The organism is Brumimicrobium oceani (genome assembly GCF_003143775.1).
Taxonomy (GTDB): Bacteria; Bacteroidota; Bacteroidia; order Flavobacteriales_D; family Crocinitomicaceae; genus Brumimicrobium; species Brumimicrobium oceani.
Map to the genome: position 1 here is coordinate 119,798 of NZ_QFRJ01000008.1, position 15,530 is coordinate 135,327.

Consider the following 15,530-nt stretch of genomic DNA (forward strand, 5'->3'; position numbering starts at 1 on the left):
AAAAATATGAAAACCATTACACTCACAGTCTTATTTGTACTTATTTCAATGTCATTTGTAAATGCTCAACAAATTTCCTTAAACAGTTTGTACAATATAAACAGATATCATGTTAACTCAGCCTATGCAGGGTTTGATGATGGAGTTTCCTCTTATTTAAGTCATCGAGCACAATGGGTTGGAATTCAATCTGCACCTTCTACAAGTTTTTTAAGTGTACAATCGAGTGTGCTGGAAAACGTTGGAATAGGAGGAATGATCATGTATGATAATACAGATTTAACCAATACTTTTTCAGGAGTTGGAACTTATGCTTACCGCATAAAATTAGGAGAAGAACATAACCTGAGATTTGGTTTATCTGCTGGTATTTATCAAACCACCCTTACACCAAGTGATGCTATTGTAGATGATCAATCGGATGAAGTTTTTGCAAATGGAAATTATTCTCAGCTTTCTTTTAAGAATGATGTTGGATTATATTATAACTATAGAAAATTAGAATTTGGATTTTCAATTCCACAGGTTTTTGAAACTGCAAAAATTGGTGAAATGGTTGTTAATCGTGCAAATGTTGAAATGAAAAGGCATATTGTTGCCTATTTAGGATATGAATTGCCAATTGGAACGAAATTGGACTTCCAGCCTTCTGTTCTTTATAGAGGTTTTGCAGCGAATAACAATCAATTTGATATTAATGCTCAAGTAACTTATGATAATCTAATTTCTATTGGAGCGGGATACAGAACAGATGTTGGTTTTATAGGACGATTTGGTTTAGAAATAAATGATTTATTTGAAATCGGCTATGCTTATGAATTTGGTGGAGCAAAATTACGTGCTTTCACAAGTGGAACGCATGAAGTTATGTTGGGGATTAAGTTCGGTGCAAAAGGTAAACGAAAAAGGGTAGAAACTCCATCTCCAAATAAGCAAGAAACAAATGCCATTGAATCAGAAAAGAGTTCAACTATTGAAAAAAAGGATACTGTTCAAGCGCCTGTTGTAAAAGATGAACCAATTATTGATGAAATAGATGTTGCAGAAGAACCGGTGCTCATTGAGGAGTCGATTGAAAAAGAAAGTTCGATTGATTTAAGTGTATTTGACTTTAAATTAAAATTTCCTTTAAATGCTACTGATTTAGATCCTTCCTTTGAAGATGAATTAGATAAAATTGTCGAAGTAATGCTCGAAAATCCTGAGTTAAACGTTACAGTTATTGGGCACTCATGTGATTTAGGAAGTATTCAAGTGAAAAAGAATATTGCTATTAAAAGAGCTACTATGGTTAAAGCTTACGTAGTGAAAAAGGGAGTAGAAGAAAATAGAGTTACAACAAAAGGAGAGGGTGATGCTCAACCAATTGTTCCAAACACCTCTGAAGAAAATAGAGCCAAAAATAGAAGGGTAGAATTTGTGGTGGATGAAGCACATAAGTAACTTTAATGTCCTTTTAAATTCAGTTGTTTTTTCAAGTTTCGATTCTATACGAAATTTATGCAGCAATAAATTTATGCTTTCTCACAAGATTAAATCTGTTTTAACAAAATAAACATCGTTAATTATTCGATAATCTTTCAATAATCTAATTATCGTTTATTGCAATTATCATTGTGTTCTAAAGGAATTTTATGGCATTTGTAGGGACGTTTTTGAAGAATACAACACGAGTAGGTTATAACTATGGTGTGAAAAGAAAAGCGAATAACATTGAACAATCTGTGGTTTTGACTGATCTTTTAAACAAAGCAAAGAAAACTAAATTTGGGGTAGATTACGATTTTAATAGATTGTTACAAGATGAAGATATATGTGATGCATTTCGAAAAAATGTTCCAATTTTCACCTATGAAACGTTTTATAACCCTTATATTATTGAGCAGCTTGAAGGAGGGACTAATATCGCTTGGCCAAGTAAAATCAATAACTTTGCACTTTCTTCAGGCACAACTACAGGTACTTCGAAAAGAATACCAGTGTCGGATCAAATGCTCAAACAATTTCAAAAAACTACCTTGGAACAATTAGTCCAACTTCACGAGTTAGATTTGCCTTCAAGTTTTTTTCAATCGACAGTTTTGACGGTAGGAGGGTCTACTAAGTTGAAGGAAATAAATAATTACTTTGAGGGAGATTTAAGCGGAATTTTACAAAAGAATAAACGTTTTCTGTATCGCTTGTTTTCAAAACCAGGAAGCAAAATTTCTCAAATGACCGATTGGAATTCAAAATTGGATGAGATTGTGAAAAACGCTAAAAAATGGGATGTTGGTGTTGTTGCTGGTGCTCCTTCTTGGGTTTTAATACTATTGGAAAGAATCGTTAAAACCTATAAAGTAGATAATATTCATCAAATATGGCCAAATTTTAGAATATTCCTTCACGGAGGAGTGTTTTTGGAAACCTATGAACATAGGATTAAGGCACTTTGTTCAAATAGTGTGTTCTTTAAAAATACTTATTTAGCGAGTGAGGGATTCTTCGCATATCAGAAAAGCCCAGCAAATAGTAGTATGACCCTTTTGACAAGTCATGGGGTTTATTACGAATTTATTGATGAAAAGTACTTTGGGCTTTTAAGAGCAGATGGAGATTTAAGTCAGTTCCCTACATATATGCTGAATGAGCTAAAGGAAAATGTAAGTTACGGTTTAGTGATTACTACTTCCTCTGGGCTTTGGAGATATTTTATGGGGGATATCATCAAATTTACCGATCTCGAAAAATTAGAATTAAAGATAGTTGGTCGTGTTAAACACACATTAAATATTGTTGGTGAACACCTTTCATTGGAAAACATGAATAAAGCAGTGCAAAGAACGAATGAAAAATTTAATATCTCATCTGAAGAGTATTGTGTTTTACCTGCAAAAAAAGACGATAGACATTGTTGGTATATAGGGTCTGATCACACTGTTGATGTTCAAAAATATTCCGTTTATCTCAACCAAATGCTTGAGGAAATAAATGACGATTATAAATCCGTACGAAAGTATTTATTGAAGGCACCTAGGGTAAAAATGATTCCGGTAGAAAGGTTTTATGAATATATGCAGTTAAAAGGCAAATTAGGAGCGCAGCATAAATTCCCAAGAGTTTTGAATAAAGTCCAAGCCTTAGAATGGGAGTCTTTTTTAATTCGAAAAATATAGTATTTCTCTATATAGGCACATCTACAATGTAAATGTTACTTTTAGGGTTGAAAATGATGTGGTCAATTTTAGAGTGAAAATTGAGTTCTAATTGTCTCCAAATTCAGCTGAAAATATGGTAAATCAACTATTTACATTTCTGTTTGTTCTAACAACGATTACCTCGATTGCTCAGGATTCTTTAAAATTACAAACTGTTGATCAATTCGGTGAAGCCGTATTTTTATCTTTTCAATCCTCAGATTTGGAGATGTTTGAATCTCTCTTAATGACTGATTCGAAATTCGAATTTATACTAAAAAAGATAGACGCCTCAGATAGTTTGAAACAGATTTTTAGAGCGCAAAGTAAAGGTGCTGTTTTGCATTTAAGTAGTCACTCTAAGGAAAACTTTAATGATATTTTATCGAGTGCTGACAAAATCAATTTTGATTGGGGAAAGGCTCAAATAGATGAAATTATTGAGGAGTCCAAAGTCAAGAATGGTATAGAACAATCCGACATTACTATTCGAATTAAATCAGGAGGAGATTCTTATGAAATGTTTCTCAGAGCTTGTCTAAAAAGCGATACTTGGTGTGTTGCAAATAAAGTTCGCCTACTCAAATTATAAAGCAGAATTCTTCTTTTTTTTCATGATAGAACTTTTCTTAACTTCGAAAACTATTTTGAGCCTCAGTTCTTAATTGAGCTTTAGAATGTTTTAAGAAAATAATTTCAACCAAGTATATTATGGAATTTAACAACAAGAAGTTAGAGAAAACATCAAAACTCATTAATTACCTCATTGCAATAGTGCTTTGTGGATTCTTAATTTCACTTTCTGGAAAATTGATTGATGATGTTGATGAATGGGAAGAGAGGCCAAATGTCGAAGAATTCCAGAACCATGATTTTTTAGAAGATAAAGAGGCTGAACTTCTAAAAATCGATGCTCAGATAGAAATAAAAGATCAAAAACGTTCAAGTATTCAAAACACCCTTAGGATCGTTAATGGCAATTATGCGAATGCTAAAAAATCATTTGATAATTGGTTAAAAGCAAGGAAAACGGTTGGTTCCCCAAATGAAGATAAAGAGGTTTTATCGCGTGCGAAGGAACTTGATGAATTTTACAAGACACAACAAGAATGGAAAATTGAGTTGAACAAAATTTCAAGTGAAATACAAACTCTATCCAACCAGAAAAACACGATTTATGAAAAAATAAATAAGGAAGAAAATCGAGCTTATAATGAACAGCAAAATGCAATTAGGACTTATGATTTAAAAGTTTTTCTCATCCGTTTATTGTTTATTCTGCCTATCCTTTTATTAGGAATATTATTCATTGTTAAATTCAGAAAACACAAATACTGGCCTTTATTTTTAGGATTTGTGCTCTTTTCGTTCTACGCTTTCTTTTTTGGACTAGTTCCTTACCTACCAAGCTATGGCGGATATATTCGTTATACCGTAGGAATAATTCTAAGTGTACTTTTTGGGATTTATGTCATAAATAAAATTAGAGCATTCATTGAGAGTAAAAAGAAAGAATTAGAGGTTTCAACAACAGAAAGAGCCAAAAAAGTTCAAATAGAAACAGCTGAAAAAGCGCTTGATGACCATATGTGCCCTTCCTGTGGTAAGGATTTTATTATAAAGAAGTGGGACAAATCTGCAGGGAAAAAAGATAAAACTTCGACGTATGGAATTGTAACTGATTTTTGTCGCTTTTGTGGTCTTGAATTATTCAAAAAATGTAATAAATGTGGTGAGGAAAATTTCGCTCATTTGCCATATTGCTCATGTTGTGGTGATAAAATGACTGATAGTAACTCAGAATAGGGTGTGAAGTCAAAACGCACTTAGCAAATTCAGGATTTCACAATTTAGTGACTAAATATTTTCACAAAAAACAACCCTAATACCTCGCCATACTATTAAAAACCACCTCCATTTTCTTTACCAATTGATAATTACTCAAGTCGTCATTATTTACTATTATCGCAAAAGCAATTTTTTTCCCACTACTACTGTCAACGTATCCAGCATAAGATTTAATGCGATTCATTGTTCCACTTTTTGCTTTTAACTTTCCTTGTGCTGCTTGTCCACGACAAACACTTCTTAATGTTCCGCTTAAACCAGCAACGGGTAAAGTCTCTTCGTAGGCTGTAAAGTTTTCGGATTTATGCATGTATTTCAATAATTTCACAAAATGCTCTGCACTAAAAGCATTCGTTCGGGACAATCCACTTCCGTCAGTTTGCATCATTTTTACACCTAATCTCGATTCCCAATAATTATTGACAAATTCAGCGCTTTTGTCCGTACTTTCTATTCCTGCTTTTTCAAAGGCAACTAAGCTCAAAAGTTGTTCGGCAAAAAAGTTTACACTTCTCATATTAGTCCAATAAGCAATATCAGAAACGGATTTTCCTTCATGCTCAAGTAGAATATCAAAATCACTATAGTTTAGTTCAACGTTTTCTTTTTTTTGCATCAAGGACCTCAAACCTTCCGCTGGATTTTCAATTGAAATGTCCTCCAGAATTAACGCCTTTTCGAATACCTGTGCAAGAAGTAATTCCGGATCAGGAATGCTTGCTTTTACTTCGAAATTTGACTTACTTCTCGGAATACTGCCAACAGCAAATCTTTGATACGAAAAGGGCGTTCCATAAATATACGCTTTGTCACTACTGGAGCTATGTGTAGTTACTTGATTTAAAAGTTGATAGTTTTTTATGGTTGGTGTCATCGAATCCAATTTGGTTGGACTATTCAAACTGGAAGGAGTGGAAAAATGCAATCTTGTCATATTATCAAACAGAGCGCATGCACTCGCTCCAGCTCCGTAGTAATTTCCCATGTCAGACCAAGACCAACCATTCGGTGCGCCATCATATCCAAAAGCAGAACCGTCGGCCAAAATTTTCCCATCGATTTTTTTAACTCCTTTTTCTTTCAATGCATTTATCCAATCTGCTAGGAATTTGCCCTGCTCCTCTTCTTCATAAAAGTACTTGCTTCCCAAGCTGGCGTCTCCAAATCCGCGAATAATTACATCGCCATTTAAAACTCCTGCGCTGTCTACCTTTCCTGTTAGATACAATTTTGTTTTAGGCTTAAAATCTTTTCCTAAAATTTCAAAAGCGGTAGCCGTTGTAAATAATTTCACTGTTGAAGCTGGAATAATCGCAGTTTTATGGTTGAAATGAGCAATAATACTATCGTTTTCTAAATCAAAAGCCATAAAACTAATACCAGCATTTTGGAGTGCAGAATGATCAGAAAATTGGTCAATGGCCGTTTGTACAACATTGTTTTGTTGTTGAGCAACAGATAAATTGATAAAAATTAAGCAGAAAATCCAAACAAAAGTTATCTTCATGGCGAGATTTTAATTTTTTATAAAAATCGATAAAATATTATGTGTGGCATAGTTGGATTGAAAAAATTTTCCGAACCCCCTAAAGATAGTGATATAAATGGTGTGAAAAATGCACTTTTAAGTCAAAAACATCGTGGACCAGATAATACCTCTTTAGAAGTTATGGGGAATTCTATTATGGGGCACAACCGATTGGCAATTATAGATTTAAACGAGAGGTCTAACCAGCCCTTTTATGACAAATCCGAACGTTATTCTATCGTTTTTAACGGAGAAATTTACAATTATCCGGAATTAAAGAATGATTTATTAAAAAAGGAATACATTTTTGAAACTTCTTCTGATACTGAGGTTTTGTTATACCACATTATAGAAAATGGCGTTGCTGGAATAAACGATTTACAAGGCTGTTTTGCTTTCGCGTTTTATGATCAGCTAGAAGATGAAATGCTTTTGGTGCGCGATCACATGGGAATAAATCCTTTGTTGTTTTCAATTCAGGAAGATGCGATTTTATTTGCTTCTGAATTAACAGCTTTCAAATACATGTTGAAAGAAACAAGCATCAATCAATCTGCCCTAAACGCATATTTTCAATTTACCTATGTGCCAGCACCAGACACGATGATTGAAGGGGTGCATAAATTATTGCCAGGACATTATTTGAAAATCAAAGGCGGAAGCGTAGACGTTTTAGAATATTACTCTGTAAGAAATGCCGAAAAAGTTGATATGCCTTATGAAAAGGCGGTGTTGGAAGTAAAGCGAAGAATTGAAAATGCGGTAATTAAAAGATTGAATGCAGATGTTCCCATTGGTGCATTTTTGAGCGGTGGAGTAGATAGTTCAATTGTTTCTCGCATGACAACCGATTTTAAAACTTCTGTCAATACTTTTTCTATTGGGTTTGTTGGAAATGACTTTTTCGATGAATCTCAATACGCTAAAAATGTAGCAGAACATATTGGGTCTTCCCATTTTCCAATTCAGCTAGAAAAAGAAAGTATTGTGGAGTCATTTCATGAAGTTTTGGCTGCTTACGATGAGCCTTTTGCCGACTCAAGCGCAGTGGCAATGTATTTTCTTTCACGTGAAGCTAAAAAACAAGTTACAGTTTGCTTGTCTGGAGATGGTGCAGATGAACTTTTCGCAGGATACAACAAACACAAAGCCTACATTCGCAGTAAAAAGCCAGGTATTTTATTGAAAGTAGCCTCAAAAGTAGCAGGTCAAATGTCGGGAGGAAATAGAAGAGGGAAAATTTCAAATCGCATTCGACAGATGAAAAAGTTTGGTGATTTGTTACAACAAAAATGGCCAGATTCTTATTGGATGCTCGCTCAGTTTATTTCTAAAAATCGAAGAGATAATTTACTTTTAAATAGTTCGCCATATAAAAGTAAAATAAAACCAGGGGAAGATAATTTACAGAGTTTTCTAATGACAGATCAACAATTTATTTTGCCCAACGACATGTTGAAAAAAGTAGATCTAATGAGCATGAATCACTCCGTAGAAGTGAGAACACCGTTTTTGGATAGAGAAGTTGTAGATTTTGTGAATGGCTTGCCCGACGAGTACAAATATGCCAATGGAGTTGGAAAACGCATTTTAAGAGACGCTTTTCGAGATGTTTTGCCTGATGAGGTGTTTTCTCGCTCCAAAAAAGGCTTTGAAATACCTTTACAAGATTGGATTGAAAGCGTTTGGGGAAATGTTGTTAACGAATCTTGGTTTTCAAAAGAATACATAGAAAATCAAAATGTGTTTTCCATTGATGGTGTAACCCAATTGAAACTTGATTTTGAAAAAGGCGAAGAAGAGGAAGCTACAGTTACAATGTGGGCATTTATAGTATTTCAAAATTGGTTTGAAAGATGGATGGAAAAATAGGCAAGAAAATAAAAGTAGTAAGGATAATTAACCGCTTCAATATTGGAGGCCCAACTTTTAATGCCACTTTTTTAACGAAATTTCTAGGAGATGAATTTGAAACCACTTTAATTGGTGGTGTTCCTGACGAAGGAGAAAAGGATTCACATCATATACTAGAACAATATGGAATAACGCCAATTATAATTCCAGAAATCCAACGGAGTTTAAATCCCAAAACTGATTTTAAAGCTTACCAAAAAATTAAACGACTACTTGAGGAAATTCAACCAGATATTGTCCATACCCATGCATCAAAGGCCGGATTTGTGGGAAGGGCAGCAGCTATTTCTTTAAAGATTCCTGTAATTCTTCATACTTTTCATGGTCACGTTTTTCATTCTTATTTCGGAAATGCGAAAACACAAATGTTTAAGCAAATCGAACGTTATTTGGCGAAAAAATCTACAGGAATAATTGCCATTAGTAAACTCCAAAAAGAAGAATTAAGTGAGGTTCATAAAATTGCTCCTGCAGAAAAAATAAAGGTCATTCCCTTGGGCTTCGACCTAGCGAAATTCTCTGAAAATAAAGTAACCAACCGTGCACTTATTCGAAGGGAATATAATTTACAGCCAGATGAAGTTGCCATTGCCATTGTTGGCCGATTGGCTCCAGTAAAAGATCATGATTATTTTTTAAATGTGATTGAAAATTTACTCAGTCAAACCAAACAAAAAATTCGTGTTTTTGTCGTTGGAGACGGAAGTAAAAAAGCACATATTGAAGAAAGAGTAGCAGAAATTCATCAAAAATATCCCAATACAATTGTGATGACTTCGTGGATTTTAGACATCGCAACCTTCAATCAAGGAATGGATATTATGTGTTTAACCTCTAAAAATGAAGGAACGCCGGTGAGTATAATTGAGGCACAAGCTTCGGGTATTCCTGTGATTTCGACAGATGTTGGAGGTGTCCGCGATATTCTTGAGGATGGAGAAGCCGGCTTTGTGATTAAAAGAAGGGATATTGAAACTTATACTGAGAAACTGCGTTTATTGGTTGAGGATTCATCCTTGCGAGAAAAGTTTTCTATTTTTGGGCAAGAAAACGTGAAGTATAAGTATAGTTATCATCGATTGGTAGACGATACAAGAAAATATTATAAATCACTATTAAAATAAATGAAGTTTTTAAAGTCGTTCGTTATCTCTGTAATGTTTTTGTCTCTTGTTGCATCCTGTAATGTGAACAGCCACGTTATGTTTAAAACTTCGGATGCAGAAGTGATAACAGATAACATTCCAATTGCTCCAGATGACGCCTATCGACTAGCGCCTGACGATAAAATTTCTTTTTCGCTTTACGTAGAAGATGGGAAAAAAGTAATTGATATGTCGGCAGGAATTGGAGCCAATGCAGGGAGTCAACAACTCAACTCGGTAGCGCTACAATATCTCGTTCGTCAAGATGGAACAGTTGAGATTCCTATGCTTGGTTTGGTCCAAGTTGGCGGTATGTCCATAATTGAGGTACAGGAAAAATTGAAAAAGCTTTATTCTGCAAATTATATCGATCCTTTTATACAGGTTCAAGTGATCAATAGGAGGGTAATTGTTTTTCCCGGAACAGGAGGAGATGCAAAGGTGATTTCGATAGTCAATGACAACACAACACTCATGGAGGCGTTAGCTTTGGCAGGTGGTATTACTGAACGTGGAAAGGCCAATGTGGTTAAAGTAATGCGGCAAACTACTGCGGGCCGAAAAATTTATCAAATTGATTTGAGTACATTAGAAGGATTGAAATATGCAGACATGATTGTTCAATCGAATGATTATATTTACGTGGAACCAACAAAACAATTGTCACGTGAATTCTTGAAAGAAGTAACACCAATCGTATCACTGATTTCTTCTGCGTTATTGGTGTTTTCAGTATTTACAACTGTCAAATAATGATAAATCAGAGAGGGAAAATATTTGTCAATACTACTTTTGATTTAAAAGTATTGAAGATTGTTATCAAACGAAATTGGTATTGGTGTGCGCTTATTTCTATTCTTTTGGTTGTCTCTGCTTTTATCTATGTGCGGTATACAAAGCCCGTTTATGAATCCAGTATGTTAATTCAATTAAACAGCGAGAATCAAGGGGCTGATGTTTTGGATTTTAAGGATATACGGAAAGAGGGAACGATTGCAAAGGAAATCGAATTACTGCGCTCGCAATTACTTTTTGAAAAGGCTGTTGCAGATCTTCCGTTAACCGTTTCCTTGTATGCTAAAGGAGAATTTTTAACAGAAACTTTATATAAGCAGGGCGTGGTAAGAATCATGCCTTTAATAATTAAGGATTCATCGTTGTTTGGAACTCCTATTTTCTTATCCTCAATGGAGGATAAAATAATCATGAACTTTAAATTTAATGGTGGTAATTACAACTATAAGTTTGCACCTAACTCATTGCTAAAAACCCCTTTCTTTGACATGCGGGTGATTGTCGATAATTGGAGTCAGTTTGTGCTTAATTCAACAAGCAATAAACTCTATTTTGAATTGAATGATAAGTCCACAATGTCGCGACGTTTAAGACCTGGACTTACCGTTACGCCCGTTGATGCGAACGCGAGAACTGTTCAAATTAGCTTTAGAAGTCATAGTCCGCTGCTTGCCAAAGAAATGATTCAATCTTTAACGGCTAACTTTTTTAAATATGACGAAAATATCAAAAAAGAAAGTGCGGATAATGTATTAGAGTTTATAGCGGTTCAGTTAGATTCGCTCACTCGCGAATTGAAAATGGCGAAAGACAGCATAATGGTCTACCAAAGAATGGAGAACATCACCAATCCTGAACAAATAGCTGCCAATACCTCACAAAAAATAGAGAAACTAAGAACAGAAATACGACAAGGTATGGAAGAGCTTAGGGTTTTGAATTCTGTTCAGGATAAATTAGAAGGAAACCCAAACAGTCTGGATGTCTACCGTTTAATTCCTGTGATTATAGGTAAGTCTTATGAATCAAGTTTAAACAGTCAAATTCAAGAACTCTACAATCTCATTGAAGAAAAGGAAGATTTGCTTTATCAAGTCACTCCCCAAAATGAAAACATCAAGAAATTGGAGATGAGAATTCAAATTCGAAAGGAAAATATTGATGAGGTGATAGACTTACTCTCGCAAAGAATAGAGGAGAAGTTAGCGATTATACGAGAAGATTTGGAGGAGTTTGAAGACAGCTACTTTCAGCTTCCTGAGAAACAAATGGAATTGTCTAGGCTGAATAATATCAAGGAATTAAATGAAAAATACTTCTCACTATTAACCGATAAGAAGGCGGTATATTCTATTTCTAATGCGGGTTATGCATCTGACAATAAGGTATTGAATGATGCATCGGCTTCAGGTTCACCAGTTTTTCCAAAAGTTGAGTTGATTTATGGAGTGAGCCTGTTTTTAGCCTTAAGTTTGTCTTTAGCTTTTTTATTCCTGAGGTATTTACTTTTCAATGAAATAAATCAATTGTCAGATTTAAAAGCAATTATACCGCGAAAAGTAGGTGTTTTAGGGTCTGTTCCGCAGAACAAAAACAAAGAAACTTACTCCCTGCTTGTCGTGGACAATAACCCACGTTCCATGATTAGTGAATCCTTCAGGGCTTTACGAACCAACTTGTCCTTCGTGAAAAATGACATTAGAACAATCACGGTTACATCAACGGTTTCTGGAGAAGGAAAAACATTTATTGTTTTAAATTTAGCTGGAATTATTGCGCTAACAGGTAAAAAAGTATTGGTTGTAGACCTTGATATGAGGAGACCAACTGTTCACCATGGTTTAGAGGCGACCAACGAGAAAGGAATGAGTAATCTATTGGCAAGGCTTTGCCATAAAGAAGAGGTTATTCAGCAAACGAGAATCCAAAATCTTAATTTTATTTCTGCGGGTCCTATTCCTCCCAATCCATCAGAACTACTTTTGGGTAGTCGATTGGATGAATTAATTGTTGAGTTTAAGAAGGAATATGATGTGGTAATATTCGATAATCCACCAATCGGTTTGGTCTCTGATGGGGTGCGCTTACTTACAAAGGTAGATGTTCCAATTTATGTTTTCAGATCTAATTATTCAAAAAGAAACTACGCTGATAAACTCCATGAAATATCAGCAATAGAAGAAATGAAGAATATTAATGTTGTACTGAATGCTGTAGACGCAAAGAAGAGCCTTTATGGATATGGATACGGTAATTACTACAACGAAGACTAGCGCATATTATACCAACCCATAAATAGTACATTTTGAAAATAATTGAAACGGGAATAAGAGATTTAATTGTAATTGAGGCAAATGTCTTTGGTGACGAAAGAGGATATTTCTATGAATCTTTCAATGAAAAAGTTTGGAAAGAAAAAGTCGGGAAGTTGCCCAACTTTGTGCAGGATAATGAATCAATGTCAAATAAGGGAGTGCTGCGTGGTTTGCACTTTCAACAACCGCCATTTTCACAAGGGAAACTAGTTCGTGTAGTGCAAGGGAGTGTGCTAGACGTAGCGGTAGACTTGCGAAAAGATTCCGAAACTTATGGTCAGCATTTTAAAATTAAGCTTTCTGGGGAGAATAAAAAACAACTTTTTGTGCCTGAAGGATTTGCTCATGGATTCTTAACCCTAGAAAATAACACCATTTTTAGCTACAAATGCACCAACTTCTACAACAAGGAAAGTGAAGGAGGTTTGCTATGGAATGATGACGATTTAGGAATAGATTGGGGGATTAATAAGCCAGTTTTGTCTGAAAAAGACAAATTTTATAAAAGTTTTAGTACTTTTGTGACACCTTTCGTCTAAATCAGAATTACTTAACAGAATGAAACTAAGTCTTATCACCGAGTACGCAGTATATTTAATTGGAGCATTTTTGTTTTCCTTTATCATTAATAAACTTGTTTTGAGGTTCGCAAAAAGCCTGGGAATAAGAAATAAAAATGATGTGGTCGTTAGGTGGAGTAACACCTCAAAACCATCTTTGGGAGGAATAAGTCTTTATTTCACCTTCATTGTGAGTGCTGTTTCTTATGCAGTGGTCACATCAAACAATAATATTTTTGATAATACAGAGTTTATTGGACTCATTTCTGCTGCAACATTGGCTTTTGGTATTGGAGTTGCAGATGATGCTTACAACACCAAGCCCTTGCTGAAGCTACTTGGACAGATCTTGTGTGGTGTTATTTTCGTTTATTCCAACAATGCAATTGATATTTTTCACCTCCCAATGGTTGATGGATTCATTACAGTTTTGTGGGTAGTTGCTGTGATGAATAGCTTGAATATGCTAGACAATATGGACGGTATTACAGGAACAGTTTCATTATTTATATTACTCACATGTTTTGGTGTATTTGGATTTTTAAATGATCCAGGAAATGTTCTTTGGTCAGTGCTCATTATTTCTCAAATTGGCGCTTTGATTGGCTTTCTTAGTTACAATATACATCCAGCAAAGATGTTCATGGGCGATACCGGAAGTCAATTTATTGCTCTTTTTGTCAGTTTTTTTGGTATAAAAGCACTCTGGAATTTACCTGCTAGCTTTGAGCTGCCTTCTTGGTCTGCTGTTTTTCTTATTCTGGCTGCATTTACCCCAGCGGTTGCAGATACCCTAACAGTAGTAATCAATAGAACGAAAAGAGGGGTTTCAGTTATGCTCGGTGGAAAAGACCACACCACTCACCACATGGTTTATAAAGGGTATTCTGAATTGAAAGTCTGGGTGATATTTCTATCAATTAGCATCATTTCTACGCTAGTTGCTTTCCTTATCGGATATTTCATTAGTGTTGGATATGTTATTCCTTCAATCGCAGGATTAGTCTTATTTCTCGCAGTATTCATTCCTCTTTATAGAAATACAGTTAAATACAAAGAACCAGTAAAAGGGGAGTAGATTTCTGCCTTTTCCCAGCTTGGTTCGAGTATAACTTTACTGTTGAAATTAGCATTTGTTAGAGATTTATAGGCACTAATCTTAAGTCTGTTAACAAGTGTTTATTTATCTTGGCTGCTTAAGTTTTGGTTAGGTTTAAATTGTCATAGAATCATTACTTTTGCACTAAAATTTCAATTCAACATGAGAAAGATTTTTCTTCTTGCATCAATCATGATTTTGTTCTTACTTTCTTGTAACAAGGAACCAAAAACACCTAGTGAAAAACCAGAGTTTGTCCAAGCGCAAATAGAAAATCACTTTGTTGTTCCTGAGGTTCCTAATTCAATATTTTTTGCGGGAGATTCTATATCATTTAAAGATTTGGACATAAAAGAACGAATGGACAATGAATTAGTGATCAATAATTTTTGGCATTCCAATACAATTATGATGATGAAACGCTCCAATCGTTGGCTTCCAATGATGAAAGAGATATTTAAAGAGGAAGGAGTTCCCACGGACTTGGTTTATATTTCTATTATCGAAAGTGGATTGCAAAATGTTACAAGTCCAAGTGGTGCAAAAGGATTTTGGCAATTTATGGAGCCAACTGCAAAAGAATATGGATTAATTGTTAACCATCAAATGGATGAGCGTTATCATGTTGAAAAAAGCACAAGAGCAGCTTGTCAGTACCTTAAAAATGCGCATAAAAAATTTAATTCTTGGATTTTGGCTGCTGCTTCCTATAATTTAGGAATGTATGGAATAAGCAGTAATCTTGAAAGACAAAAAGTGGATAACTTCTTTGATTTGTCGCTAAATCCTGAAACAGCGCGCTATATTTTTAGAATCTTGGCAGTGAAAATGGTGTTTGAAAATCCAGAAAAATATGGTTTCTACATCGACAAGGAAAGTTTATATCCAGAATATGTTACCAAAGATATTGTGATTGATACCTCAATTCCCAACCTTTATGAATGGTCTGTTCAACAGGGAATTTCCATTAAAATATTGCGCAAACTCAACCCGTGGATCAGAGGAAAAGATTTTGTTGTGAAAGAAGGTGAGGTTTTTACTTTTAAAATTCCAAAAAACAACGAACAACTTGGACTGTTCAAAGGTTAAACCTAAAGCGGTATTTCGCTTTGCGGATTCTTAAGGAATAAAAGTATAAATCCAAATTTTA

At 34.7% G+C, this 15,530-nt stretch carries 12 protein-coding genes; 11 read left to right on the forward strand and 1 reads right to left on the reverse strand.

Translation table 11 applies throughout. From position 1 onward, the window contains the following. Nucleotides 1-6: 6 nt before the first annotated feature. The 4 genes from DIT68_RS11010 to DIT68_RS11025 all read left to right on the forward strand — a co-directional run bounded on the left by DIT68_RS11010 (nt 7) and on the right by DIT68_RS11025 (nt 4,982). Nucleotides 7-1,443, forward strand: coding sequence for a PorP/SprF family type IX secretion system membrane protein (locus DIT68_RS11010; RefSeq protein ID WP_158276172.1), 1,437 nt, complete (start codon nt 7-9; stop codon nt 1,441-1,443). A gap of 191 nt (nt 1,444-1,634) precedes the next feature. Continuing rightward, complete coding sequence (locus DIT68_RS11015) at nt 1,635-3,155, forward strand: GH3 family domain-containing protein (protein WP_109359861.1); 1,521 nt, start codon at nt 1,635-1,637, stop codon at nt 3,153-3,155. A 115-nt stretch (nt 3,156-3,270) separates the two neighbouring features. Further along, nucleotides 3,271-3,768: a hypothetical protein gene (locus DIT68_RS11020; protein ID WP_146194195.1), complete on the forward strand. Its 498-nt coding sequence runs from the start codon at nt 3,271-3,273 to the stop codon at nt 3,766-3,768. A 119-nt stretch (nt 3,769-3,887) separates the two neighbouring features. Then, nucleotides 3,888-4,982: a Rad50 family protein gene (locus DIT68_RS11025; protein ID WP_109359863.1), complete on the forward strand. Its 1,095-nt coding sequence runs from the start codon at nt 3,888-3,890 to the stop codon at nt 4,980-4,982. A 76-nt stretch (nt 4,983-5,058) separates the two neighbouring features. Here DIT68_RS11025 and dacB read toward each other — a convergent pair whose 3' ends face one another. Beyond that, on the reverse strand, nt 5,059-6,531 hold the full coding sequence (gene dacB / locus DIT68_RS11030) for a D-alanyl-D-alanine carboxypeptidase/D-alanyl-D-alanine endopeptidase (protein WP_109359864.1): 1,473 nt from the start codon (nt 6,529-6,531) through the stop codon (nt 5,059-5,061). Between the two features lie 39 nt (nt 6,532-6,570). Between dacB and asnB the strand changes: the two genes are divergently transcribed. The 7 genes from asnB to DIT68_RS11065 all read left to right on the forward strand — a co-directional run bounded on the left by asnB (nt 6,571) and on the right by DIT68_RS11065 (nt 15,469). After that, a complete protein-coding gene (asnB, locus tag DIT68_RS11035) occupies nt 6,571-8,424 on the forward strand; it encodes an asparagine synthase (glutamine-hydrolyzing) (protein ID WP_109359865.1) in 1,854 nt (617 codons plus the stop codon). Beyond that, a complete protein-coding gene (locus DIT68_RS11040; RefSeq protein ID WP_109359866.1) occupies nt 8,409-9,590 on the forward strand; it encodes a glycosyltransferase in 1,182 nt (393 codons plus the stop codon). Before asnB ends, DIT68_RS11040 begins: the two co-directional genes overlap by 16 nt. Continuing rightward, a complete protein-coding gene (locus DIT68_RS11045; protein WP_109359867.1) occupies nt 9,591-10,364 on the forward strand; it encodes a polysaccharide biosynthesis/export family protein in 774 nt (257 codons plus the stop codon). It abuts the gene before it with no gap. Next, nucleotides 10,364-12,679: a polysaccharide biosynthesis tyrosine autokinase gene (locus DIT68_RS11050; RefSeq protein ID WP_109359868.1), complete on the forward strand. Its 2,316-nt coding sequence runs from the start codon at nt 10,364-10,366 to the stop codon at nt 12,677-12,679. The genes DIT68_RS11045 and DIT68_RS11050 overlap by 1 nt, the downstream gene beginning before the upstream one ends. A 32-nt stretch (nt 12,680-12,711) precedes the next feature. Next, on the forward strand, nt 12,712-13,260 hold the full coding sequence (gene rfbC, locus DIT68_RS11055; RefSeq protein WP_146194196.1) for a dTDP-4-dehydrorhamnose 3,5-epimerase: 549 nt from the start codon (nt 12,712-12,714) through the stop codon (nt 13,258-13,260). Between the two features lie 19 nt (nt 13,261-13,279). Continuing rightward, on the forward strand, nt 13,280-14,359 hold the full coding sequence (locus tag DIT68_RS11060; protein ID WP_109359870.1) for a glycosyltransferase family 4 protein: 1,080 nt from the start codon (nt 13,280-13,282) through the stop codon (nt 14,357-14,359). A gap of 183 nt (nt 14,360-14,542) precedes the next feature. Beyond that, a complete protein-coding gene (locus tag DIT68_RS11065; protein WP_109359871.1) occupies nt 14,543-15,469 on the forward strand; it encodes a lytic transglycosylase domain-containing protein in 927 nt (308 codons plus the stop codon). The last annotated feature ends 61 nt before the right edge of the window (nt 15,470-15,530 follow it).

Coding starts and splice junctions, on each gene's coding strand:
- DIT68_RS11010 (WP_158276172.1), top strand. CDS start 7: ATGAAAACCATTACACTCACAGTCTTATTTGTACTTATTTCAATGTCA.
- DIT68_RS11050 (WP_109359868.1), top strand. CDS start 10,364: ATGATAAATCAGAGAGGGAAAATATTTGTCAATACTACTTTTGATTTA.
- dacB (WP_109359864.1), bottom strand. CDS start 6,531: ATGAAGATAACTTTTGTTTGGATTTTCTGCTTAATTTTTATCAATTTA.
- DIT68_RS11025 (WP_109359863.1), top strand. CDS start 3,888: ATGGAATTTAACAACAAGAAGTTAGAGAAAACATCAAAACTCATTAAT.
- DIT68_RS11015 (WP_109359861.1), top strand. CDS start 1,635: ATGGCATTTGTAGGGACGTTTTTGAAGAATACAACACGAGTAGGTTAT.
- DIT68_RS11045 (WP_109359867.1), top strand. CDS start 9,591: ATGAAGTTTTTAAAGTCGTTCGTTATCTCTGTAATGTTTTTGTCTCTT.
- asnB (WP_109359865.1), top strand. CDS start 6,571: ATGTGTGGCATAGTTGGATTGAAAAAATTTTCCGAACCCCCTAAAGAT.
- DIT68_RS11020 (WP_146194195.1), top strand. CDS start 3,271: ATGGTAAATCAACTATTTACATTTCTGTTTGTTCTAACAACGATTACC.
- DIT68_RS11065 (WP_109359871.1), top strand. CDS start 14,543: ATGAGAAAGATTTTTCTTCTTGCATCAATCATGATTTTGTTCTTACTT.
- DIT68_RS11060 (WP_109359870.1), top strand. CDS start 13,280: ATGAAACTAAGTCTTATCACCGAGTACGCAGTATATTTAATTGGAGCA.
- DIT68_RS11040 (WP_109359866.1), top strand. CDS start 8,409: ATGGATGGAAAAATAGGCAAGAAAATAAAAGTAGTAAGGATAATTAAC.